18 protein-coding genes are annotated in these 24,859 nt (G+C 33.9%); 7 read left to right on the forward strand and 11 right to left on the reverse strand.

The window, feature by feature from the left end; genetic code table 11:
• Positions 1-49: 49 nt before the first annotated feature.
• The 3 genes from ASE21_RS05635 to ASE21_RS05645 form a co-directional block, all read right to left on the reverse strand.
• Entirely contained in the window at positions 50-829 is a 780-nt protein-coding gene (locus ASE21_RS05635; RefSeq protein WP_057121589.1) for a TatD family hydrolase, read from the reverse strand.
• Between the two features lie 167 nt (positions 830-996).
• The gene (locus ASE21_RS05640) at positions 997-1,719 is read right to left on the reverse strand and encodes a tetratricopeptide repeat protein (protein ID WP_057121590.1); all 723 of its coding nucleotides are present in this window, start codon (positions 1,717-1,719) and stop codon (positions 997-999) included.
• Between the two features lie 2 nt (positions 1,720-1,721).
• Positions 1,722-2,306, reverse strand: coding sequence for an RNA polymerase sigma factor (locus ASE21_RS05645; RefSeq protein WP_057121591.1), 585 nt, complete (start codon positions 2,304-2,306; stop codon positions 1,722-1,724).
• Positions 2,307-2,435: 129 nt separating this feature from the next.
• On the opposite strand from ASE21_RS05645, the gene ASE21_RS05650 reads away from it, so the two are divergent.
• The 5 genes from ASE21_RS05650 (at position 2,436) to ASE21_RS05670 (ending at position 9,110) form a co-directional block, all read left to right on the forward strand.
• Positions 2,436-2,735 carry a hypothetical protein gene (locus tag ASE21_RS05650; RefSeq protein WP_057121592.1) on the forward strand — a complete coding sequence of 100 codons (300 nt, stop codon included), beginning with the start codon at positions 2,436-2,438 and terminating at the stop codon, positions 2,733-2,735.
• Between the two features lie 176 nt (positions 2,736-2,911).
• On the forward strand, positions 2,912-3,898 hold the full coding sequence (locus tag ASE21_RS05655) for a hypothetical protein (protein WP_057121593.1): 987 nt from the start codon (positions 2,912-2,914) through the stop codon (positions 3,896-3,898).
• A 112-nt stretch (positions 3,899-4,010) separates the two neighbouring features.
• On the forward strand, positions 4,011-5,963 hold the full coding sequence (locus ASE21_RS05660; protein WP_057121594.1) for a PKD domain-containing protein: 1,953 nt from the start codon (positions 4,011-4,013) through the stop codon (positions 5,961-5,963).
• A 97-nt stretch (positions 5,964-6,060) separates the two neighbouring features.
• A complete protein-coding gene (locus tag ASE21_RS05665) occupies positions 6,061-8,721 on the forward strand; it encodes a CHAT domain-containing protein (RefSeq protein ID WP_057121595.1) in 2,661 nt (886 codons plus the stop codon).
• Positions 8,673-9,110 (forward strand): retropepsin-like aspartic protease, encoded by a 438-nt coding sequence (locus tag ASE21_RS05670; RefSeq protein WP_057121596.1) that lies wholly within the window; start codon positions 8,673-8,675, stop codon positions 9,108-9,110. Before ASE21_RS05665 ends, ASE21_RS05670 begins: the two co-directional genes overlap by 49 nt.
• Positions 9,111-9,181: 71 nt before the next feature.
• Here ASE21_RS05670 and ASE21_RS05675 read toward each other — a convergent pair whose 3' ends face one another.
• The 5 genes from ASE21_RS05675 to ASE21_RS05695 form a co-directional block, all read right to left on the reverse strand.
• Positions 9,182-12,358 carry an efflux RND transporter permease subunit gene (locus ASE21_RS05675; protein WP_057121597.1) on the reverse strand — a complete coding sequence of 1,059 codons (3,177 nt, stop codon included), beginning with the start codon at positions 12,356-12,358 and terminating at the stop codon, positions 9,182-9,184.
• A 132-nt stretch (positions 12,359-12,490) separates the two neighbouring features.
• Positions 12,491-13,558 carry an efflux RND transporter periplasmic adaptor subunit gene (locus ASE21_RS05680; RefSeq protein WP_057121598.1) on the reverse strand — a complete coding sequence of 356 codons (1,068 nt, stop codon included), beginning with the start codon at positions 13,556-13,558 and terminating at the stop codon, positions 12,491-12,493.
• A gap of 11 nt (positions 13,559-13,569) precedes the next feature.
• Positions 13,570-14,904, reverse strand: a complete 1,335-nt coding sequence (locus ASE21_RS05685) for a TolC family protein (RefSeq protein ID WP_057121599.1) — start codon at positions 14,902-14,904, stop codon at positions 13,570-13,572.
• 17 nt (positions 14,905-14,921) lie between these two features.
• Positions 14,922-15,533, reverse strand: coding sequence for a TetR/AcrR family transcriptional regulator (locus tag ASE21_RS05690; RefSeq protein ID WP_057121600.1), 612 nt, complete (start codon positions 15,531-15,533; stop codon positions 14,922-14,924).
• A gap of 108 nt (positions 15,534-15,641) precedes the next feature.
• Positions 15,642-16,163: a YceI family protein gene (locus tag ASE21_RS05695; protein WP_057121601.1), complete on the reverse strand. Its 522-nt coding sequence runs from the start codon at positions 16,161-16,163 to the stop codon at positions 15,642-15,644.
• A 266-nt stretch (positions 16,164-16,429) separates the two neighbouring features.
• Between ASE21_RS05695 and ASE21_RS05700 the strand changes: the two genes are divergently transcribed.
• Positions 16,430-17,404, forward strand: a complete 975-nt coding sequence (locus ASE21_RS05700) for a polyprenyl synthetase family protein (protein ID WP_057121602.1) — start codon at positions 16,430-16,432, stop codon at positions 17,402-17,404.
• A 242-nt stretch (positions 17,405-17,646) separates the two neighbouring features.
• On the opposite strand, the gene ASE21_RS05705 is transcribed toward ASE21_RS05700, so the two are convergent.
• The 3 genes from ASE21_RS05705 to ASE21_RS05715 form a co-directional block, all read right to left on the reverse strand.
• Positions 17,647-19,512 (reverse strand): trehalase family glycosidase, encoded by a 1,866-nt coding sequence (locus ASE21_RS05705; protein WP_057121603.1) that lies wholly within the window; start codon positions 19,510-19,512, stop codon positions 17,647-17,649.
• Positions 19,502-20,722: an MFS transporter gene (locus tag ASE21_RS05710; protein WP_057121604.1), complete on the reverse strand. Its 1,221-nt coding sequence runs from the start codon at positions 20,720-20,722 to the stop codon at positions 19,502-19,504. Before ASE21_RS05710 ends, ASE21_RS05705 begins: the two co-directional genes overlap by 11 nt.
• 265 nt (positions 20,723-20,987) lie before the next feature.
• A complete protein-coding gene (locus ASE21_RS05715) occupies positions 20,988-23,627 on the reverse strand; it encodes a TonB-dependent receptor (protein WP_057121605.1) in 2,640 nt (879 codons plus the stop codon).
• Between the two features lie 165 nt (positions 23,628-23,792).
• Here ASE21_RS05715 and ASE21_RS05720 point away from each other — a divergent pair, with 165 nt between their 5' ends.
• A complete protein-coding gene (locus ASE21_RS05720) occupies positions 23,793-24,818 on the forward strand; it encodes a LacI family DNA-binding transcriptional regulator (protein WP_057121606.1) in 1,026 nt (341 codons plus the stop codon).
• Positions 24,819-24,859 lie beyond the last annotated feature (41 nt).

The following is a 24,859-nucleotide window of genomic DNA, read 5'->3' on the forward strand; positions in this document are numbered from 1 at the left end:
AAAGTGGGCAAAAGAACAAAAAAAAAATTAAAGTTTTGTAAGGCATGAGTTAAATCCCAAAAACGTCTTTTGAATTTTGAGTTGTTATTGCTGCAATCTCATCTTCAGACACATCATAAATGGCGGCAAGTTTTGAAATTACATTAACCAAATAACTGCTCTCGTTTCTTTTCCCTCTGTATGGAATTGGTGCCAGATAAGGCGAATCTGTTTCCAATACAATATGTTTTAAATCGATTTGATTTAAAAACTGATCAATTTTTCCGTTCTTGAATGTTACCACGCCTCCAATTCCTAATTTCATATTGTAAGAAATTGCCTGTTGTGCTTGTAATAAAGTTCCGGAAAAACAATGAAAAATCCCAAATAAATCTTCAGATTTTTCTTCTTCTAAAATTTCAAAGATTTCATCAAAGGCTTCACGGCAATGAATTACAATTGGCAATTTGTATTTTTTTGCCAGCTGAATTTGTTTTTTAAAAGCAATCTGCTGTTCTTTTAAGTGTGTTTTGTCCCAATACAAATCGATCCCGATCTCGCCAACAGCATAGAATTTTCGTTTTGACAATTCCGTTTCTACATGCGCTAACTCTTCCAGATAATTATCTTTTACGTAAGTAGGATGCAGGCCCATCATAAGGAAAATATGATCCGGATAGTTTTGCTCTAAATCATACATCGACTGTGTGGCCGCAGCATCGATTGCAGGAATAAAAAAGCGGGTAATTCCGGCATTAATAGCACGCTGAATCATTTCGTCACGATCCTGATCAAATTCTTCAGAATATAAATGCGTATGTGTATCTGTAATGGTTATTGTAGAGTTCAATTGCTTTAATTTTTATTGATGCCAAAATTACGATAATAAAAAAAGAATAGCAATTCCGGGAACGGACACAAATGAAGTCGAAATTGAGTCAGATTCCCAATGCTAAAAACCTTTGTCAGCGATTAAAACTTTGACAAAGGTTTTTAAAAGATATTTTAATTAAATAATTAATCCAGCTGATGCAAAAGTTCCTCAACCTGATCATAACCTTCATAATCTTCAGAAATAGTTTCAAGGATTTGTTTACAGCCCTCGTAATCTTTTTGTTTTAGTTTAGACAAGGCCAGATACCAAACCGCTTTCTCTTTGTAAGCAGAATTTCCTGCTTTTAACTCATTAAAAACAGCTTCGGCTTTTAAATAATGGCTTTCTTCTAAAAGGGAAACGCCATAGAAAAACTGAATTTCTGCTGTCTTATTCTTTTGTAAAATGGCTTCAAAAAGCGGAATCGCTTTGTTATAGGTTTTATGATTATATGCTTTTTCTGCTGCTTTTAAGTTTTCATCAGCCGTAGATCTTTCTGTAAAAGATGCCTGTTCCGGATTATTATAATCTCCATAAACAGGATTTTGGTTGTAATTAAAAAAGAACAGCCCGAATAAAACGGCAACAGAAGCGGCAGCCGCTAAATACCATGGCTTGAGTCCAATTACTTTTGGATTATTATCAAAATGCTGTGCAGAAATCTGAGTCAGGTTTTCTTTAAACACTTCTCTTTCCTGCTCAATTCCAAACTTATTCGCTAATTGAAACTGCACATCTTTAAAAGTCTCAAACTGGGAAGCAAATTCAGGATCTCCTGACAATTGTTTTTCAAAATCATTTTTTGCTTCAATAGTTAATTCGCCTTGAAGATATTCATCAAATAATATATAGCGTTCTTCGTTCATGACTAATTGTTTTTTAAAGAATTAAAGTTTTTTGCTTCCTGAATCCACTGTGTTAACTGGCCTACGCACAGCGACTTTTTTTTACGAACATATCCATATGTTACGTTTAGTTTTTCGGCCACTTCTTCCATCGATTTAATTTCAAAACTCAGCTTTAATAACTCTTTGCATTTGTCTCCTAATTTTTGAAACATACTGTCAAAAAGCTGCTGTTTTTCATCAAATTCTTCGGTTTGCCCAATTAATTCCAGTGCAGATTCATTCATAGATACCGCATCTTCAATAATTGTTACCCCTTTGCCGGATGTTTTTTTGAGTTCGTTGAGCCATTTTCTTTTACATAAAAGAAAAAAGTAAGCATCAAACGGACAAGTCAATTGCAGAGAATTGGCTTTGGCCTGATTAAAAAGCAAAATCAATACTTCCTGAACCACATCCTGAGCATGATCTCTGTCTCCTGAATTGTTCATAATAAACATTACCACTTTAGGAACATACTTTTTGTAAATAGACTGTATTATGACCGAGTCATTTGCAGCAAGTCCGTCAATATATTTTTGGTCAGGATGCACTTTAGTTTTACTCATAAAAAAACTTTTAATCAGATAAAGTTAAAAAGAATCTCAAACAAATTTCTAATAAATGGGTAACAATTAACAATTACAATTGATATATGAAAACAAAAATCTTTTAAAAGAGTTAAAAATTAAGAGAAAATGGAAATCTATCAATTTACCGGCGACAAGACTTTAGATCAATTCTACAAAATGATTTCTGCCAAAACAAGAAACGGCTTTGTAATCGTAGAACATAACGAGAAATTACCATACGTTGTTTTATGCAGAGAAAAAAAAGTCATTAAACATTTCCTGCACCTGTTCCTTACCTGTCTCACTTTTGGGCTTTGGTCAATTGTCTGGATTTATTTAATTATTACGCTTTCGCGGAAGAAAAACATTCTAGTGGCTGTCGATGAAGACGGAAACCTTTTTGAAGACAAATGTCTTTCGGCATAAAAAATAAAATCAGAGGTAACAAATAAAACCCAAAGTTGATTTAATCCTGTAAGCACAATAAAAAAAATTAAAACAAGGGGTAACAATAGCAAACCTTAATTTATATAACAATATAATTATTAACCAGAATCTGAAAACCGCTTGACAATCAAGACAGATTTATAAAACTAGAAATTATGAACACAAATTTTAAAACTATCGGACTTTTATTTCTATTATTATTTTCATTTGTAAGCTGCGATAACAGCGACGGCGATGATAAAGAAACTATTCTGCCTCCAACATCAGCGGCATTTAAAAGTATAAGTGAAAAAGGAGTTAAAAGAAATACACAAAACTTTACTATTACTGCCGGAGATGGTGTTGTAACCTTTACTTCTGCAAAAGGCGTAAAAGTAAACATCAACGGGGACTGCCTTACTAAAAACGGAAATCCTGTAACCGGAGAAGTTAACATCGAATATATTGAACTTTTTGACAAAGGAAACATGCTGGTTACCAACAAACCAACAATGGGAGTTACAGCTGACGGAAAGAAAAACCTTTTGATTTCTGGTGGTGAATTCTTTATCAAAGCTACTCAGGGCGGCGTTGCACTTCAAACCGGATGCCCTATGACTATGCTTGTTCCTGCTGCTCTAACAGATGGCGTAGACAACACTATGACATTGTGGAATGGTGCAATCGATGAAGCCGGAGAACTTGCCTGGAGAGAAGTAAAAGCAGGTGCTGACGGCGCAAACGGAAAAGGCGGCGTGCAAGGTGAAGGAAACAATTATTATGTAACTTTTGGAAACTTCGGATGGACAAATGTGGACCGTTTTTACAGCGATCCAAGACCAAAAACAACTCTTTTAGTTGATGTTCCAGAAGGATTCAACAATACAAACAGCGCTGTATATCTTTCTTATGACGGAGAAGGAACAAATGCTCTTGCAAAATTGGACACTTATACTGCTGAAGGATTATTCAGCGAACATTATGGACAAATTCCTATTGGTCTTGCGTGTCATATTATTTTTGCAACCGAAGACAATGGAAACTGGAGATATGCAATTAAAGGAGTAACAATAACTGCAAATGCCGTATATACCTTTACACTAGCCGAAACAACAGTCGGTACCGAAGCTCAACTTGTTGCTGCAATTAATGCCATTCAGTAACTTACAAATGCTTTTTTAAGAAAAAGTGATGATTTGCTCATCACTTTTTTTTACATTTAAACCTGTTTTAAAATTAATTCTGATGATTTTAAGACTAAAAAACTGTCTAGTTATGAAACCACAACTGTCTATTTTCTTTATTCTGTTTTCAATTTTTTCGATAGGACAAACCAAAGTAAAAGACACCATAACCCGAAGAGCGAATATTGGTTTTATCCAAAACGGAAATACCGTTACTTTTAAACCCGAAACGCCGCCATTGATTCCAATTGCCGGTGCGCCAAAACCTAGTTATTCGTATTTATGGGAACTTGGGGACGGACATTACAGCAAAGAAGCAGAACCAAAACATGTTTACAAAAAGAAAGGAACATATACTGCAAGACTTGCTGTAACAAACAATTACGACAACGGAAAACCTCCGGCAACACGGCCTAAAAAAGTGGCCGTAAATGACATTACCGATACTAATTATAAAGACATTGCTTCAATTGCTGATCAAAATGGTTTTGCAATTTTAAAAAACTGCGATCCAATTCCTGAACAGGAAATGGTAGTCGTAGTAAGTTATCAAAATCTGGAGAATTATGTTTCAGCCGGAAAGCTGTATCTTTTTTATAATGAAAAACAATTCAAACATAATAATTTTGAGTTAAGTGATTTCAGGACTTATGCAAACGAGCGCGAAATAAAAGAAAACCTAGTTGCAGCTGTCGATGATCTTGACGATTCTAATAATTTTACGGCTTCTGCCGAAAATAGTTTCAAACTTAAAAAATACAGAAATACAACGACTGAAGAAGATCTTGATGCTTCGCTTTTAGACGCTCATAAAACGTATCATAATGTTTCGGTTTTAGAATTTGACGATGCTGATCCAGGAGAAACACGGAATGTTTTTTATACATTTAAGACCACTCCGGAAATGATAAAAGACACCAGTGCAACAGTAACTATGCGCGGGATTTTTGTTCCGAATCGAAGTTATAAAAACCATAAGATTAAAAACCTTGAAATGGAAATTGTAACCTCTCACGACCCTAATAAAATGGGGTCTAACGGACGTTTTATGAATTACAGACTGGTTCGTTTTAAAAGAGTGAATTTTAAAACCCGTTTTCAGAATAACGGTGAAGGGCCGGCGAGAAAAATTCGTTTAGAAACCGATGTTCCGGATATGTTTGACAAGAAAACTTTTCAGATTGAAAGTATGTATCCCGAATGTCCGATTTGTCCAAAAGGCGAAGAACCAACCATAAGCTGCCTTGATACAATTATTAAACAGAAGCAAATTATATTTACATTTAAAAATATTTACCTTCCGGGAACGGAACAAAAAAATGTAAAGGAAAAAGACAGCACAAAAGGTTTTGTAAAATATTCGATGAAGTTTGGAGAAGATTTTCATAAAGTAAAAACCAAAAGCCGTACTTCGATTATTTTTGATAAAAATGAACCTATAATTACAAATTATGCCACTACCCGATTTTTACCGGGAATTTCAATTGGCGCAAAAGCCGGTTACAATTTTTATCCTGATTTAGACAAATCGACAAGTTATTTTGTGGGCGCAACAATTTCGCCTTTTAAATCGTATCGTTTTTACTGGCAGGCCGAATGGGTAAATGCATTAAATCAATATAATAGTGCCGTTAATGTTACAGACCAGATAAATACGAATGCAAACGGAGTAAGGCAATTGATACGCACCACTATATCAACTGAAAATAAGAATATTAATTGGGAAGTTCCTGTTTTGATTCGGTATAACATTAATAATTATATTGGAGTTGGCGCTGGTATTCAGGCCAGCATAAATGTTTCTTCTGAACAGAATCAAAGGATCCAAACTGATACTTATGAAGGTGACAAAGAAAACTTTTTGATTAGTTCTGTTATGAGTTCTAACAGCATAAAAAATACTTTTACTGATATAAAAACAGGCATTTTGTTTGATTTAACAGCAGGTTTTGCCAGAATAGGGCCAAGTTTAGGTGCACGTTATGTAATTAATTTTGAACAGAACTTTAATTACTTTCAGCTTTATGGAATCTGGAAGTTTTAAAAACAATATTGTCATCCCTGAGCGAAGTCTAAGGTCTTAACGAAAAAAGGTTTTCGACTTCGCTCAGGACTGACACTTGATTATACCATTAATAAACATGAACTTACATCAATTATATGGTTTCATTTTTCTTTTTCTGAGTCTGACGGCCTTCGGACAAAGTCAGGAAGATAAAATTTACCATGCTGTTGATGTTTTTACGGCTCATCCTTCCGCGAAAGCGCTGCAAAATTTAACGAATGCAGAAAGTGATTTTTGGAGAAATCCAAAACCTAAAACCAAAGATGAATTATTGGCCGTTGTGGTTTTAAACTGCAACAAAGCCTATTATGAAAATCAGTTTGGGCAGACAAAAAATGCGATTTCCAGTTATGAAAAAGCCTGGCAAATATATCAAAAGCACAAACTCAGTAATTACGATATTATTGAATTCTGCTTAAAACCTTTAGGGAATTTATATACCGTTTTGGGCGATTATGACAGCGCCGAAAACACCATAAAACAATATTTTTTTATTGTAAATACTTCTAAAAGTTATCCTGATGCACAAAAACAGAAGTTTGCTGCAATTCTTAATTTATCTAATGTTTATCAAAGTTCAGGGAAAATTTCTTTGGCAATTGAGGTTTTAGAAAATACTTTAAAAACAGAACAATTATCGAATTCTCAAAAAGGTATTTTATTGAATAATCTTGGGAATAATTATTGGTTAAGTTCTAAACAGCTTTTGTCTATTAAAAATTCGAATGACAAAGCCGAAAAAGCTTTTCAACTTTCTATAGAATATCTTAAAAACGAAAAAAATCAATCTGAGACTTTATCAAATTCTTATCGAAATCTTGCTTCGATGAACAGACAATGGCATCGATTTGATATTGCTGATCCTTATATGCAAAAGGCTGAAAAATTGTTTTTAGAAACTAAAAATCAACAGCCTAGAAAACTCGCAAAACTGTATTATGAAAAAGCGTTGCTGCTCTTTGATGAAAGAAAATATGAGGAAAGCACAAAGCAGATTTCGTCTGTTTTTAAAGTTTTAATCCCGAATTATAATTCAAAAAATATTCTGCCCGGCCAAAATCAACTATACGCAGAAACTCTTTTGATGGATGTAATCGATTTGCAGGCAGAAATTCTCCAACTAAAGCAGCCTAAAAAAGCTTTAAATGCTTTTAAACTTTCTTTTTATATCGAAGATTTATTAATGAATTCATTGGTCTATGAAAACTCAAAAATCATTTCTCAGTTAAGATCTCGTAATCGAACAGAAAAATGTATTTCGATTTATTATAGTTTATATGAAAAGGAAAGAAAAACTCAATATCTGGAAGAAGCTTTTCAGTTATCAGAAAAAACAAAATCGGGAATTTTAAAACGTTATCTTTCGAATATTGAAAACGCTTCCGCAGAAGAAAAACTGCTTTTACAAGAACTTCAAAATCTTAATAATTCCATTTTAAAAGAGCAGCAAAAAGGAGATTTAGCCGATATTTCGAAAATAAATGATTTTATAAAAAAACAAAATGAATCGATGCTTCTGCTGAAAAAAATTCAGTCTGAAAATCGAAATTATCTTCCTGAAAACTGTGATTTAAAAGCGTTATTTTCAAAATTAGAAAATGATAAAGCAATGATGATTTATTATTTTATGGGTGCTGAAAAATTGTATTATTTCACTTTGCAAAACAACACAATTCAACTAAATTATATTTGGACCAATCATTTGGCAATTCCTGAAATTTTACATTTTGTAGATTATTTCAACGACGCAAATTCTATTACAAACGATATTTCAGGTTACAACAAATACGGAAAAGCTGTTTATGATTTACTCAAATTTCCCAAAAAATCAGTTTATCAAAATCTGGTAATTGTTCCCGACGGAATTTTAAATTTCCTTCCTTTTGAAGCTTTAATTACGCAAGAATCAAAAACAACAAATTTTGCCAAAATGCATTACGTATTAAACGATTTTAAAATTGCTTATAATACCTCAGCCAATATTTATCTGAATTCAAAACCGGTCTCAAAATCAGAGAAAACGGTTTTGGGTGTTTTTCCGGTTTTCGAAAAAACGGCTTTTGAGTTGAGTTATTCGAAGAAAGAATTAGAATCGATTCGGGATAATTTTAAAGGGAAATATTTAGAAAATTCGAATGCGGGTTTTTCTAATTTCAAAAGAAATGCTCCCAATTATTCGATTCTTCATTTGAGTACGCATGCTTCCTCGGGCGATATAGAAACTCCGGCAAGTATTAAATTTTATGATCAGGAAATCTTATATTCTGAATTGTATAATCTTCACATTAATCCGGATTTAGTCGTTTTAAGTGCCTGCGAAACCGGAATTGGAAAGTTGTATAAGGCAGAAGGTGCAATGAGTATTGCAAGAGGTTTTCAGTTTGCGGGCGCGCAGAATTTATTATTTTCTTTATGGAAAGTAAACGATTTTACGACTTCTGTCTTTATGTCTGATTTTTATAAAAACGTTAAAAATAATGTTTCTTATTTTGAAGCAAATGCCAATGCTAAACTCGGGTATTTAAACAACAAATCAATTCCTAATGCTAAGAAATCACCTTATTACTGGAGCTCATTTGTGTATTACGGTTCGATTTCTGCAGAAGAAAAATCGGGAAATTATATCTATTATGGAATTAGCTTTTTGATTGTAATTGGTTTATTTTTGATTTTCAATTACTATCGCAAATGGAAAATCTTCACGAAGTCCTCAAAAAAGAACACTACAAAAAAATAAAATTCAAGGTTACTAAAACACAACATCTTCAGATAAAAGCTAAGATTAACGGAGTTTCGGGAAATTTCATTTTAGATACTGGTGCTTCAAACACCTGCATTGGATTTGAAAGCATTGAGCGATTTGAATTATCTGCAAAAAAATCAAAAACAAAAGCCTCAGGAGCCGGAGCAACAGGAATGCGGACTCAGATTTCTTCGCAAAATGTATTGCAGTTAGGAAGCTGGAAAAGTAGGAATTTCAGTATTGTAATTTTTGACCTTTCACATGTAAATGAAGCTTTAGAATCTTACAAAACAAAACCTGTTCATGGTATTATTGGAGCAGATGTTCTGTTGGAAGGAAAAGCAATTATTGATTATTTTAATCATTATTTGTATCTTAAGTGAAATTCTAATAAATAAAAAATCCCAAACTCCTTTCGGAATTTGGGATTTTTCGTCTAAAATTAAATCAAAAATTAATGGGTGTGTTTTGGATTAAAACCGTCTTCGCTTAATTCTGTATGCTCGTAATCGGCAACCATTTCAGCTTCATAATCGATTTTATCTCCTTTGGAGAATTTATGAATGATTTTCTCCATGATATTATAAATTACAGGAACCACAATCAGGGTTAGGAATAAAGAAGAAATTAATCCTCCGATAATTACCCAAGCCAACCCGTTTTTCCATTCAGCTCCTGCTCCTTTTGCCAATGCAATAGGGAACATACCAAATACCATCGCAATTGTAGTCATCAAAATCGGACGTAAACGCGCATGGTTTGCCTGAATTAAAGCAGTTCTGATTGATTCACCGGCTGCTCTTCTTTGATTTGTATAATCGACAAGCATGATCGCATTTTTACACACCAGACCAATCAACATAATAATACCCAGAATCGTAAAGATATTTAATGAGTTATTAGTCAAAGCCAATGCCAGCATCGCCCCGATAAACGAAAGCGGGATAGCAAACAATACCACAAAAGGGTGAACGAAACTGTCATACAAACTCACCATTACAAGGTAAACCAAAATAATAGCGGCCAATAAAGCGATTCCTAAAGTACCAAATCCTTCAGATTGGTTCTCCTGGTCACCACCCCAGATGTAGTTTACACCAGCTGGTTTTTTAAGTTTGTCTAATTTCTCCTGCCATTTTTGAACGATTGTTCCAGATGGCACCCCAACGTTTTGTCCTTTTACTGTTACAGAAGCAGATTTATCTCTACGCTCTAACTGGCTAGGTCCTGAACCTTCTGTAATATCTGCGAATTGTGACAATTTAATTTGTTGTCCTGCAGAGTTTACGAAAATAAGGTTACTTACGTCAGTAATACTTTTTCTGTCGAATGCATTATATCTTATGTTGATATCGTACTCATATTCACCTGCACGATATTTACCATCTGTATTTCCACTAAAAGCAGTCTGCATTGTCAAACCAACTGTTTGAAGTGTCAATCCTAAAGCAGCCATTTTATCACGGTCTACTTTTACGTTAATTTCAGGGTTTCCGTCTTCAACAGTTAATTTAATCTCCGTTGTTCCCGGAATTGTACGTAATTCTGCTTCTGCTTGCTTAGCAAAAGCCATTGCCGCTTCTGTTGAAGGACCTGTTACGATCAAACCTAAAGTTGCATCTTCTGCAGTTCCTAAAATACCAACCGGAACTGTTTTAACTTTTGCCCCAACTAATACTTTTTCCAGTTTACGTTTAATTTTTGCAGCGTAAACATTCGCATCATCTGTACGGTCTTTTTGCTCGATCATTTTTACGTCGATCTCTGCCTTGTAAGCTGTAGCCTGAGATGCACCAAAACCTTCACTCGTTTGTCCTACAGTTGTAATCTGACTGTGAACATATTCTTGTTTCTTCAAAAACTCTTCTGCTTTTTGAGTCATGAAGTTTGTTTGTTCTAATGAAGCATCTTTTGGCATTTCGATTTGAACTAAGAATTCACCACTATCAGAAGATGCGAAGAACTCCCCACCGATAAAACCACCGCCCATCAATCCAACTGTTGAAACTAAGAATAAAACAACTACAACAATAATTGTTTTAATATAATGATCTAAACACCAAGTCAATAAATTAGAAACCCAGTTTGTAAAACGAGTTAAATAATTTTCAAATCCAAGAATAATTCTTCCAAATAAATTTTTTCCTTCAATATGCTCCAATTTTCCGAAACGAGAAGACAACCAAGGAATAATTGTAAACGAAGCTAAAAGAGACAACATTGTAGAAATAATTACCGTAACACAGAATTGTGTGATAATATTAGATACCAATCCTGAACTCATCGCGATTGGCAGGAATACTACAACAATTACTAATGTAATAGAGGTTACTGTTCCACCAATTTCTGCAGTTCCGTCATACGAAGCACGAATTCGGCTTTTACCCATTTCCATGTGTCGGTAAATATTCTCGAGGACTACAATCGCATCATCGACCAGAATACCAACCACCAGAGACAATCCTAATAAACTCATTAAGTTCAACGTATATCCCATTAAATAAATACCGATAAAAGTAGCGATCAAAGATGCCGGAATCGATACCATTACAATCAATGAGTTTCTGATACTGTGCAAGAAAAACAACATTACAAATGCCACCAGTACAACCGCAATTAATAAATCGTGTACTACAGAGTCTGCAGCTTCAAGAGTAAATACGGTACTGTCTTTTGCAACTTCCAGTTTTAACTGGTTAGCTTTATAATCTTTTTCAAGAACAGCAATTGTTTTTAATAACTGCTCACTTACCGCAACCGCGTTTGCATCAGATTGTTTAATGATTTGTAAAACGATCGCACTTTTCTGATCTACACGTGATATTTTTTCAGCAATTTTCTGAGTATCCTGAACATCGGCAATTTCACCTAAACGAATCTGAATTCCGTTTTGAGAAGAAACTACAAGATTTCTTAATTCTTCAACACTTTTATATTTACCCGCTAAACGAATTAATATTTTTTGATTTCTTGTTTGGATATTTCCAGTTGGGAAATCAAGATTTGAAGTTAAAATAGTTTGTTGAACCTGAGGAACAGACAATCCATAACCCTGCATTTTTACAGCATCAAGGTTTACCTGAATTTCACGCTCAGAACCACCAATAATGTTTACCTGAGCTACACCTTGTACACGAGATAAAATAGGAGCAATTTTTTTGTCAATTAAGTCATAAAATTCTGCTTCGTCCATCTTTCCGTTAGCTCCTAGCGTCATGATTGGTAAATCACTCAGCGAGAATTTGGTCAGCGAAGGGGTTTCTGCATCATCGGGCAAATCACTAATAATGGCATTAATTTTTCGCTGTGCATCATTCAAAGAAAAATCAACTTTTGCATTAGAAGTCAGTGTAATCGAAACGATAGACAAACTTTCGTAAGACTTGGAATCGATTTTCTTTACGTTTTCCAGAGACGCAATCGCATCTTCAATTTTCTTTGTAACTGTATTTTCTACCTCACTTGGAGAAGCTCCAGGATAAATTGTAGAAATTGTAATAACGTTTTGTTCAAATTTTGGGATCAGCTCATAGCCTAACTGGCTGTAGCTGAACAATCCACCAAGAGTCAGAATTGTAAACAATACAATTACCAACGACGGACGTTTTATGGATATTTCGGCTAATTTCATATGTTTTTTTATTAAGTCCTTAGTTTTTCATAGTTCTTAGTCCTTAGTTATATTAATCCTTAGTTTTAAATATTACCTGCTTCCAGGGACTAAGAACTAACTAAGTACTAATTACTTAATCACTAATTACTCTTATTTAATAATTTCTATTGCGTTTCCGTCCTGTAAGTTAATCTGACCTGTAACAATTACTTTTTCTCCATCAGATAAACCTTTGATAACCTCAACTTTGTCTCCCAAAATTCTTCCTGCCGTTACTTTTCTTAATTTTGCAACACCGTTTTCAGCTACGAAGATTTCATTACTGTTCACACTTCCTACAAAAGCATTTCTAGGTACAACCATAAGATGTTGTTTTTGTTGGTTTGAAGCAAAATTTGCTGTACCATACATACCTGCTTTTAGGTCGTTATTTGAATTGTTTGTGATTTCAATTTCAACCGGGAAATTTAAAGAAGCATCTGCTTTTGAAGCGATAAAAGTAATTCTTCCGGAAAAGTTTTTATCCGGATAAACACTAGCTGTAACGTTAATAGTGTTTCCAACTTTTAAGCTTGCAACCTGATTTTCGTTTACAGTTACAACTAATTTTAATTTCGAAACATTAACGATATCAAATAATGCAGTAGCCGGCATTCCTGCTAAAATAGAACCTGGCTCAATGTATTTTTTATTAATAAATCCGCTGATTGGTGCTTTTACTTTTGTATCACCTACATTGATGTTTGCTTGTTTCAAATTAGATTCAGCATTTGTCAAAGCCAATTTTGCCTGATCTAATTGTTGTTTTGTAACACCACCTGTTTTAAAAGCATTTTCGTATCTGCTGTAATCAGATTTTGCATTTTGATAAGCAGCCTGAGCTTGTTGTGCGCTAACATTGATTACGTCGCCTCTTACTGTCAGTAATGTCTGTCCTACTCTTACATAGTCTCCTTCTTTTGCTAAAACACTAATTACTTTTCCTGATTTTTCTGCAGAGAAAGTTAATTCCTGAATTGGCTGAAAGTTTCCGTTTGCAACAAAATCTAATGAAACTTCTTCTGTTTTTACTTCAGATACTTTTACAGAAACTGCTGCATTTTTTTCGGCAACGATATCCGTTTTTGCTTTATTTTCTTTCTTATTATTATTTAAGACATATCCAATCACACCCAGTGCTGCGATTATGATTACGATTGTTATAATAGTTTTCTTCATTGTGTAATTAGTTATTTAATAAGAGATTTAAGTTCGCCTTTTGATTTGATTAGAGATATTTCGGCAATTTTATAATTTAAAACTGCTCTGGTATAGTTATTTTGAGCTTCAAGAGATGCATTTTCGGCATCCAGCAAATCTGTTAAAGATGCTAATCCCTGAAGGTAATTGTTTTTTGTATTGCTTAAAATTTCACTCGCCAAACGCATATTTTCTTTTTGATTTTCAATAGTCACAAGGTTATTTTCGATTTGAGCTATTGCATTTCTGTAATCCAGATCAAGAGAAAGTTTTGTGTCTTTAATATCTTCCTGAAGCGATCTGATTTCAACATCTGCCTGTCTTACTTTAGCACGTGTTCCAAAACCTGTAAAAATTGGCACGTGCAGGTTTAATCCAATTGCAGAGTAATCGGACCAATAAACTCCTTTATCTGGTTTTGCAAACCAAGGAAATTCCGGTCCCTGACCAATATAATTGTAACCTGCAGTTAGTGAAAGTGTTGGATAATATCCTGCTTCTACAGCTTTTTTATTGTATACTAAAAGCTCTTCCTGTTTCTTTAAAAGCAAATATTCTGTTCTGTTTTCAATATTTGGCTCTTCTGTTAATGAAGCCGGAACAACTTCAAATTCTTCTTTTGGTAATACGATTTGAGTTTCAATTGGCATTCCCATATAAAACTTCAAAGCATTTTCCTGAAGTGTAATTTGATTTTTAATTTGCTGACGCTCTGTATCAATGTTTGACATTTTTACGATAATACGATCTAAGTCGATTTTTTTTGCCAGACCATTATCAAATTGTCCTTGTACGATATCACGAACTTTCGTTGTGTTTACGTAATTACTGTCTAATAAAATCAATCTTTCTTGTTGAACATAAACAGAATAGTAGTTATTTGCAACTCTCTCAATAACTTGCTCTTCTGTCAGCTGATCGTTTATCTGATAAAATTCGCGTGTAGATTTTGCAGCTTTTAATCCTGTAAAAACAGATTGGTCAAAAATTGCCTGTGTTAATGAAACTCCCGCTGTTGAAGTCCATTTTTGTCCAAATGCCGCCTGAATTGTAGTTCCCGGCTGACCAAATCCTGCTCCGTCAATAACAGTTGTCTGGATAATTGGATTGTAGGTCAGATTTCCGTTTGCACTAATTTGAGGTAATGCTCTTGAGCGGACTTCCTGAATTTTGTATTCACTGTTTTCAACCTGAAGTTTTGCTTTCTTAGCATCGGCTTTATTTTGAAGCGCATAGTTAACTGCGTCTTTTAAGGTTAAGTTGGTTACCTGTGCGCTGGCCGACAGGCCGATTGTGCACAAAAATATAAGAACTATTCGTTTCATATGTAGTTAAATATTATTTATTGATGATGATTATGATTAATTTTTTCAAGTTGTTTTTCTAATTCAGCTATACCTTTTTCTGTTGCCATTGCTCTGGTATGATACTCTAAAGCTTCAAGCTCTATTTTTTGTGCTTCTCTTTCAGAAACTGTTGTTTCATTAATATGGAAGATCAGAGTGTAATAAAATTTAACATATAAATCGATATTAATATCCGGTCTGTATAACTCTTCACGAATGCCTTTTAAAATATTATCTCTGAAATAATGGTTGCACTGGTCTATTTCGTGCGTCATTACATTTTGATAAATTTCCGGATAATGCTTTTTTAATTGGTACAACGGAGATGTATCTGTACTGTTTTTAAACATATCCCGGAACATTTCTCTAATCTCAAAATTTTCATGAATTGCATTATAATTTTTCGCAACAATTGTATCTATAACTTCATGTACCTGTCTGTGAACTGTTGACGTGCTTTCTTCAATTAAAACTTCTTTATTACAAAAATATTTATAGATCGTTTTTTTTGAGATGCACATTTCGCCAGCAATATCATCCATTGTAACACTCTTAAAACCAAGTCTTAAAAATAATTCACTTGCTTTTGATATAATTTTCTCTTTCATTTTAATTTTTCCAATTGTATTACAAATATAACCAGGAAACTAAAATCAAAAAAATAGTTTCCATCATATTTGTAATAATTTTACATTAAATTATTCATTATGTAAGATTTATATGCTGAATTCTAAATTAGCAATAAGCTTGATATCTTTTCCAAGAGCCAGCCCTCCATTATGATGAAAAGAATTATAGTCTAAACCAAAATCCTGGCGTTTTATATCTCCTTTAATTTCAAAAGCAACTTTTTTCTCTCCGTTATAAGTGTTAACACCAATAAATTCTGCATCAAGTTCTACAACTCTCGTAACGTCTTTTATGGTTAAATCTCCTTTAAAGAAATTAATGTTGTTATTTATCTTTTGGAAAGAAGTCGATTTAAAGCTAATAATAGGATGCTCGTCTACATCAAAGAAATCCTGAAGCTGCAGATTAGTATCAATTTGCTGAAAGCTTTCTTTTTTATTATTAATATCCAATGAAAATTCAACCGATGCATCTTCAATTTCATTGTCTTCTATGTTCACATAACCGTCAAATTTATTTGTCGTTCCTCCTAAATAAGCAATTATAGAATGTCTCATTTTTATTAAAACGTCTGATTGTGTAGAATCCAGAGTCCATGTTGTTTTCATAAATATCTAATTTTTAATGAGTTTATAAATTATTCAAACTCTTTCGGAAACTTTTTTAGTGTTCTGAGTTTCCATTTAACGGCGCAAATATAGAAAGGAAACTTTAAACACCAAAAAAGTTTCCGAGTTTTTTTTAAAATAATTTAACATTCTAAGAATTAATTGATTTAATGACAATTTTAAAAGGAAACTTTCTTTTAATTTTAAGAAAGAAATAATTCATTATGAATCGTATCTTTGAGCCTCATAAATCAGAATTTCATTTTATGCACGATATAAGTCAGTACCAGGATTTTTTTATTGAATATTTAAAAAAGCAAGACATACGTAAAGAACCCAAAAATCTTTATGAACCTATTGAATATATTTTAGGACTTGGCGGAAAACGTATGCGTCCTGTATTAACTTTAATGGCTGCAGAAGTCTTTGACACTGATTACAAAGAGGCTCTTCCGGCTGCAATGGCGGTTGAAGTTTTCCACAATTTCTCACTTGTACATGATGATATTATGGATGATGCTCCTTTGCGAAGAGGACAGGTTACTGTTCATGAAAAGTGGAACTTAAATACCGGAATCCTTTCGGGTGACACTATGTTGATTTTAGCTTATCAATATTTTGAGAAATATGAACCCGGTGTTTTTAGAGATTTGGCTAAACTTTTCAGCAAGACCGCTCTTGAAGTTTGTGAAGGACAGCAATTGGATGTTGATTTTGAAAAAAGAAATGACGTTTCGATTCAGGAATACCTGAAAATGATTGAGTATAAAACTGCTGTTCTGGTTGCTGCGGCTATGAAAATGGGTGCTATTGTTGCCAAAACTTCAGAAAAAGAAAGTGATGCTATTTATGATTTTGGACTAAACTTAGGATTAGCTTTCCAGCTTCAGGATGATTATCTGGATGCTTTTGGTGATCCGGAAACTTTTGGAAAACAAGTGGGAGGGGATATTATTGAAAACAAAAAAACTTATTTATATTTAAAAGCTGTAGAATTTTCATCTCAAGAAAAAGCTTCAGAATTACAGCAATTATTCAGTATAGAATTAGAAGATAACTTCGAAAAAATAGAAACTGCAAAAACTATTTTTAATGAATCCGGAGCTTCAAAAGCAACTCAGGAAGCGATTGAAATGTATACTTTTAAAGCTTTTGAAACTTTGGAAAAAATGAATATTAACGCTGTAAAGAAAAATATTCTTAGAACTTTTGGTGAAAATTTAATGGGAAGAAAGGTTTAGTTTTTTTACCACAGATTAAAAGGATTATAAAAGATTTTTTGCCACGAATTTCACTAATTACGCTAATTAATTTTTATTAAAAAATTCGGAGATTCAAAAATCTTCAACATAATAAACCCGACGACAGGTTTTTAAAAATGTCGGGGTTGTTTTTTCTTAAAGGACGGGCTCAATTTCGCTCAGCTTAATAATTCTTTGTGGTATAAACTGACTTTCAGGCTAAGCGAAGTCAAAGCCCTTTATTAAAACAAATCATCAGGATCAACAAGAGCTGATAATTTTTGTTTTAAATCCTCTTTTAAAATCGTCAAACCGAATTGATAGGAAGCGTTCATCCAACCAAAACCTTCTTCTGTTATGTAATTAAATTCAGTTCCTACGTTCCCGTATTCTGCGAAAATTTTATGCGAACTTATCGATAAATCAAACTTTTCGGGAATTGTTCCGTTGTAATCAACTGCGTTTCTCGTAATCAGCCAAAGCCATCTGTAGATCATTTCCTGCGCTTCTTCATTAAAATTATAATTTAGCAGACCCTCCCACAATAGCATTTGATGCGGCGCCCAGCCAAACGGATAATCCCATTGTCGAATTGGAGAATTTTCATCAACACCGGCAATCGATTCTTTGGTACTTCCGGCAATTCCGCCTTTCATTTTAAACTTCGGAAGTGTTTTTTTTACCAGAATTTCTGCTTGTTCAGGTGTACTTATTTTCGCCCAGAGCGGATAAAAAGTTGTCGCAGCTTCAAAAAAATGCTGCTTTTCATTCACAAAATCATAATCAAAATAAATTCCGTTTTCAGAATTCCACAACAATTTGTTTATTTTATCTTTTCGGGAAGATGCTTTTATGAGCCAGTAATCACTTGAAAAAGATTTATCTTCAAAATATTGAAATTCATTTTTAAAATATTTCTGAATCAAAAAAGCGATATCAGTTTCGTATTTATAAAGCAGACTATTGATCGCAACTGTATTTAAATTAGCACAAATTCCAACTAATCTGTTGGTTGTATCGTGTCCGCTTTCGCGCATACTTCGATCGTGAATAAAATACTTGTCAAGTTCTTCATCTACTACTTCCCTTTCCAGATATTTCTTTTCAAATTCACGTGTCGACAGGTTATATTTTGGTGCAAATTGTTCGAGGATATCATCAAAATGTCCTTCTTCAACTTCAAAAGGAAGTCCAATTCCTTCTGCTTTATAGCGATTTAAGCCATTTGCAGTAAGTCTTTTTCCTTCTTCCATCCAAACGGTTTGGTACTCTTTTATAGCGGTTTTTAAATGTCTTTCTATCCAAAAAATATCAGGATTTGACTTTTCTAAAACATCTATAATTAATGATGTATAAAGCGGTGGCTGTGTGCGGGTTAAATAATAACTTCGATTGGCATTCAGAATTTTTCCGTAATGATCGATTTGATATTTAAAGTTTTCTGCAATGCCAAGAGCAAGATCAAGCTTGTCATCAATCAAAAGTCCTTTGGCAATAAAATAACTGTCCCAGCCGTACATTTCATTGAATCTTCCACCCGGAACTACAAACGGAACTCCGGATATTTCGTTGTTTTTAATTTGAAGTGCCAAAGCCAGAATTCCCGGTTTTTTGTTTAATGATAAAACATATTCCGGCGTAATGTTTTTAGGCATTTGCACTACTTTTAATTTTGGCGTGGCAGCTTCTAATTTCTTGAAATAATCAAAAACAATTTCGTCGCCAAAAGGCACGTATAAATAGGCAGATTCATTTTCAATTTTATCGTCTTCCAGAATTTTCTTAACACCAATGGCATCGATTGTTCGGGTAAGACCTTTCCAATACAGGTCTTTTATTTTTCTGGAAATTCTTTTTACAGGATCTTCCGTAATTTCATTTAAATCTATTTCTGCAAATTCGGTATTGTTTTTTTTAGACAAAGCGAGTTCCTGCAATAAATTCGAAAGCTGATATGTGCCTTCAATCACGGCTGAATTTCCGTTATCATCCTGCAGCAAAAATCGTTTTGGACCATTATCATCAATCGTGATTTTTTTATCGCCGTCAGTATCTTCCTGAGCCAATAATTTTTCGATGGTTTGGGTTATATGTAATTTAAATTTCATCTTTTGCCGTTATTTTTTTAAGAATAAAAAAAGAGATCAATAATAAGGTCATTGGGATCAGGGTAAAATAAAAAGCTTTTTCAGGACCTTCATTTTTAAAAAGCCAGCCTGTAATTCTGGAACCCAAAGTCCCGCCAAGAGCAGAAAAAATAACAATTAATCCTGTCATCGAACTTTGCAGGTTTTTAGGCAGCGCGCTTAATACAATCGAATTTAAAAGCGGATAAATTGGCGCAATAAATAATCCGATTAATGGAAATGCAAAACCAATTAAAGGAATATCCGAAAGTGTATTGATGTTTTTTACTTCTAACCCAACTGTTTTTGGAAGTACAAATGTGACCAAAAGCATGGCTGAAATGATACAGAAACTTAAAACCCAAATCCAATTTACTTTTTTGGTTATAATACCTGCAATAAGTCTTCCAACGGCCAATGAAACGGCCAAAATGCTGGCCATCATGATACTGATATTTTCCGGAAGATGGAGCACTTTTGTATTGAATGTAGGCAGCCAGGAAAGAATTCCCTGCTCGATCATTACAAATAAAAATACACTGATGACAAAAATAACTGTTAGCAGCTTTGCCATTAATTTGAACATCTGCAGAAAATCATCTTTAAGATTTACGCCTGCTGCGACTTCGGCTTCTTCGAACTTTATAAACAGCAGAAAGAGAAAAGACAAAAACGATAATCCAGCTAATAACCAATAGACATTTAACCATGAATTGGGATCGTTTTCGTTATTAAAAGCAGGAAATAAAAAGTAGGCAAGCGCAATTCCTACCATAAAAAAACCTTCAATGCTGCTCATTAAAGCGTTGTGTTCTTTTTTGGTTTCAGTCACCGTTCCTATCAACGAATAAACCGAAACTTTTATCAGGGCAAATGAGACTCCAACGGTTGCAAAAAGGATTTTAGCATTATCAAAAGAATTTCCAAAATACATAGAAATACAGGCCAGAGTGACTAACGCCAAACCTGTTAACATCGCTTTTCTATAGCCTATTCTGGGCAGGAAAGAAGCTATAAAAAAAGATACAATAGCAATGGGCATGTCTTTAAAAGCTTCTAAAATACTTGCCTGAACCTCATCGACTCCATAATTTTTCTGCGATTTTAAAATCACAATTCCTACGCTGTTCAATAAAATAGCGAAAACAAAATAATTGAGATAAAGTGAGATTTTAATTCCTATGTTTTTCATTTTTTTATTTTGTTTGTCAGTGCATTGTGGTTAGAATGGAGAAATTTAACAGATACAAACATAGCTTAGATTGAACTCAAAAGGCGTTTCACTTGCATTAATTCACATAGCTATGTGTGAAAACTAGTTTCTTTTTCTCTCTTTTTTTAAACGATAAAATCTATGTTTCTATGTGTTTAATATCTTTTACAAACTACATTTATTCTTTGTGGTTACGGTACGGAGACGCACAGCAGTGCGCCTCTACGATACCGTATGTATAAATTTAGAAATTAATCGCTACAGAAAATCTGAAAGCACGCCCTAAAATAGGTCTTGCCATAAATACATCGCTTGCTGCAGATGTTGTTTGTCTTGGATCTCCTTCTGTTAAACCAATTTCGTTGAATAAATTCGAAGCATCGACTGCAAAACGAAGATTATTATAGGTGTAATTTAAACCTGCTCCAACTTCTTTATAAGCCGGTAAAACCTGTTTATTATCCTGATTGGTGTATTTTTTATCGTAATACGAAAACTGAACGTAAGCTGTAAAATCTTTTGTAATATCTACTTCCGGTCTTAAGTTGCAGAAAAATTTAGGAATTCTTCGTGCTGTATTTCCGTTAAAATCAAAAGTCGAACCGTCGGCATTTGTTCCTGTAAAGTTGTCGTATTCCGGTTTTTGAACCGTGAATGTAAAATTCAGTTTTAGAAATTCATATCTCGCATTTGTTTCTACTTCAAGACCAATGTTGTTTACGTCGGCAAATTTATTTTCTGAAGAACCATCAGATAAAATATCCGTGAAAGCAACATTTTTTAAATTCATGTGAAATAAATTCGCATTTACTGAGAAGAAAGAACCTGAATATTTATAACCTAATTCGAACTGATTTACTTCTGTATTCTCCAATTTGCTTAAATCGGCTGCATTATCATAAAACGATTCTTCAATTGGAGATCTAAAACCATGACTGTAACGAACATAGGAAGCCATATTATCGTTGAATTTGTAATTTCCAGCCGCAGTATACGACCATTCGCTTACGTCATATCTCCAATATGTGTACGGATTTCCTTTTACAGTTGTTACTGCATCATCAGCCGTATTGTTGTCTAAAATTCCTAAGTTTTCAGCGAAAAATCTGGCATTGTCTCTGTAGCCTGAATATTTATCTTTGTTGTATCTTAAACCTGCGTTGAAAGTCAAATTATCTGTAGCCTTAATTTCTGCGTCGGCGTAAATATCATTCAAAAGACCTTTTGTTTGTGCGTCTCTTTCAAGCCATGTAATTCTTTCTACACCATTCCACGTATGCTCAACTCCGGTTGTATTATCGGTTACATTTAATAATCTTGGATTGTCTGAAACACTTACTAAATAAGAATTCCAGTTCCAGTATTGGTTCGATTTCCAGTTAGAATAATAGTAACCGGCCGTTAGTTTCACAGGATCTAAGTCAAAAGAAAAAGAGAAATTATTCGCAAAATTGTTCATCTTTTTCTCGATATGCCAAAGATCTGCCCTCATAATCAAAGCATTTGGATCAAGCGCTGCTCCATTGTCTACATAACTGTAAGTCAAATTTCCGGCTGTTGTGTTTTGAACCCCTGTTGCATACGCATCTTGTGTCCATGGTCCGCCGTTTGGAAAAATAGCATTGTAATTTAAATCGATACTTGTTTGTTTGAAAGCATTTTTGAAAGTAACTTTTTCAGATATTTTCTTTTTAAATTCAGCTCCAATCGAGTTAATAACAGGATGCGAACCATCTTCTAAATCTGCACTGAAAGTTCCGCCTCCGTATTGAGGAACATTTAAGTGACTGAAATTAACTGATGTTAATGTTCCGTAATTTGGATTAAATCCGTCGATACCTTCAATTTTTCCGTTATTGCTTTTTAAAGGAATTGGCAGGTAGAATGTATTTCTGTCATCAAGATGTTTGAAGTTAACTCTTAAATAATCGTTGTCATCAAATTTATAGGTAAGATTTCCTTTTATTTGTCCGCCTTTATTAGCTGTAAAACCGGTATTTCTTACACCGTTATCAGCTCTGTAAAATCCGCCGACATTAAAAAATAATTTATCCTGAATTAATGCACCAGATAAATTAAGGTCAGTTCTAAACATTCCGTAATCTGAAGTCGTGAATTTTGCTCTTCCCTGAAAATCATTCTGACCCGTTTTTGAAATAAAGTTGATGATTCCCCCCGGAGCATTATTTGCAAAAATTGAGGCAGAACCTCCACGAACGGCTTCCATTTTGCTGACTGTTTCATCAAGTCTGTAAAAAGTATCGGCGTTGGCAAACTGCAATGCGCCATCTTCAAAAACCGGTAATCCGTCTTCCTGAATCTGTACATATTCATAAGCTCCTGCAGACGGAATTCCTCTTGCAAAGAGGTTGTTTCCAATTTCTCCTCCAGACGCTTCTACCACAAATCCCGGTATTGTCTGCAATAAAGCCGCCGTACTTGATGGCGCTCTGTCTTCGATTGCTTTTGCTCCCATTGTGGTAATCGCAACACTCGATTCTAATTTTGATCTTGGAGCAGAAGAACCCGTTACGACCACTTCTTTTAAACTTTGTGATTCTGTTTCTAAAAGTAAATCTGTCGTAACAGATTCTCCTTCTTTTACTGAAATTGCTTTACTGTATGTTTTGTACCCCACATTTGTCGCTTCCACAATATAATTTCCAGCAATAACATCCGTAAAAACATAATGTCCGTTTTCATCTGTTATCGTATTTTTTCCCGTGTCTTTTAAAGATACATTTGCTCCTGGAATTGATTGTCCGGTCTCGTCTAATACTTTTCCAGACACCGTATTTTTTGCCTGTGCAAATAAATTATTTGGAACAGTAATTAAGCATATTATCAAAAATAATATACCTAAATAAGAATGTTTCTGTTTCATGATTTTTTGGTTTAGTTAGTAAATTTTTCATTTATACTGTAAACTTAAAACACTAATTAAACACAATTTAAGAATTCTAAACCGAAAACGTTTTCGAAATGACCTAAAACGTTTTCGGAAGTTAATTTTTTATCAATGCAGTTTATTTTTTACTACATTTATTTCATGAATGATACAAAGTTAATAGATATAGCCTCGGCCTTGGGAATTTCGGTAACAACGGTTTCAAAGGCATTAAAAGGATATACAGACATTAGTAAATCGACACGCGCCAAAGTTATTGAAATGGCCGAAACGATGAACTATATGCCTAATTCTGTTGCGGTTAATTTAAGGACCAACGAAACTAAAACTATTGGTGTTATTATTCCCGCAACGGTACATCATTTTTTTTCGAGTGTTTTAAACGGAATTTTAGAAGAAGCTGAAAAGAGAGGTTATCTCGTTATCATTCTTCAATCAAATGAAAAATATGAGATGGAGAAAAAACAGCTTGCTTTGCTGATTCAAAAGCGGGTTGACGGCGTTTTGATGTCACTTTCAAACGAAACAGATGATTTCTCACACATTAATGAAGCGATCCGGAAAAATACGCCTGTTGTTTTGTTTGATAAAATTGCCAAAAGAGTCGACTGCTCTAAAGTGGTTATTAATGATGCTAAAGCTGCTTTTGATGCTGTCTCCTATCTCATTAATAAAGGCTATAAAAAGATCGCCCATTTTAGAGGTTCCTATGTTCCTCAAAATTCTATTGATCGTTTTTTAGGTTATAAACGCGCGCTCGAAGCTCACGGAATAGAGTACGATTCGAAATTGGTTTACGTTTGCGATAACAATACTGATTTTGAAGATGGCTATGAAAATGCCCAAAAAATCATGAACGAACATCCGGATATCGATGCTATTTTTGCAATTACAGATTTGGTTGCTATCGGGATTATAAAATATTTTAATGAAGCAGGAATTAAAACACCGGATCAGGTGGCGGTTTTTGGCTTTAGCAACTGGTTTATGAGCACCGTAATTTCTCCTAAATTAACGACAATAGATCAGCCAGGATTTGAAATGGGACACACTGCTGTATCTATTTTAATTGATGAAATTGCAGATATAAAAGAACACCGAACCGTTGAGCATCAAATTATAGAACTTCCAACAAGAATCATAGAACGGGAATCGACTGTAAAATGATTTTTTAGTTTTAACTTTGCCTCAATTCTTAAAGAGCATCA

The organism is Flavobacterium sp. Root901 (genome assembly GCF_001429765.1).
Classification (GTDB): Bacteria; Bacteroidota; Bacteroidia; order Flavobacteriales; family Flavobacteriaceae; genus Flavobacterium.

Bases quoted from the DNA above. Each gene is read 5' to 3' on its own strand.
- ASE21_RS05690 (WP_057121600.1), bottom strand. From the start codon at position 15,533: ATGAAAGAGAAAATTATATCAAAAGCAAGTGAATTATTTTTAAGACTT.
- ASE21_RS05655 (WP_057121593.1), top strand. From the start codon at position 2,912: ATGAACACAAATTTTAAAACTATCGGACTTTTATTTCTATTATTATTT.
- ASE21_RS05715 (WP_057121605.1), bottom strand. From the start codon at position 23,627: ATGAAACAGAAACATTCTTATTTAGGTATATTATTTTTGATAATATGC.
- ASE21_RS05675 (WP_057121597.1), bottom strand. From the start codon at position 12,358: ATGAAATTAGCCGAAATATCCATAAAACGTCCGTCGTTGGTAATTGTA.
- ASE21_RS05680 (WP_057121598.1), bottom strand. From the start codon at position 13,558: ATGAAGAAAACTATTATAACAATCGTAATCATAATCGCAGCACTGGGT.
- ASE21_RS05650 (WP_057121592.1), top strand. From the start codon at position 2,436: ATGGAAATCTATCAATTTACCGGCGACAAGACTTTAGATCAATTCTAC.
- ASE21_RS05720 (WP_057121606.1), top strand. From the start codon at position 23,793: ATGAATGATACAAAGTTAATAGATATAGCCTCGGCCTTGGGAATTTCG.
- ASE21_RS05695 (WP_057121601.1), bottom strand. From the start codon at position 16,163: ATGAAAACAACATGGACTCTGGATTCTACACAATCAGACGTTTTAATA.
- ASE21_RS05685 (WP_057121599.1), bottom strand. From the start codon at position 14,904: ATGAAACGAATAGTTCTTATATTTTTGTGCACAATCGGCCTGTCGGCC.
- ASE21_RS05645 (WP_057121591.1), bottom strand. From the start codon at position 2,306: ATGAGTAAAACTAAAGTGCATCCTGACCAAAAATATATTGACGGACTT.
- ASE21_RS05640 (WP_057121590.1), bottom strand. From the start codon at position 1,719: ATGAACGAAGAACGCTATATATTATTTGATGAATATCTTCAAGGCGAA.
- ASE21_RS05710 (WP_057121604.1), bottom strand. From the start codon at position 20,722: ATGAAAAACATAGGAATTAAAATCTCACTTTATCTCAATTATTTTGTT.
- ASE21_RS05665 (WP_057121595.1), top strand. From the start codon at position 6,061: ATGAACTTACATCAATTATATGGTTTCATTTTTCTTTTTCTGAGTCTG.
- ASE21_RS05700 (WP_057121602.1), top strand. From the start codon at position 16,430: ATGCACGATATAAGTCAGTACCAGGATTTTTTTATTGAATATTTAAAA.
- ASE21_RS05670 (WP_057121596.1), top strand. From the start codon at position 8,673: ATGGAAAATCTTCACGAAGTCCTCAAAAAAGAACACTACAAAAAAATA.
- ASE21_RS05705 (WP_057121603.1), bottom strand. From the start codon at position 19,512: ATGAAATTTAAATTACATATAACCCAAACCATCGAAAAATTATTGGCT.
- ASE21_RS05660 (WP_057121594.1), top strand. From the start codon at position 4,011: ATGAAACCACAACTGTCTATTTTCTTTATTCTGTTTTCAATTTTTTCG.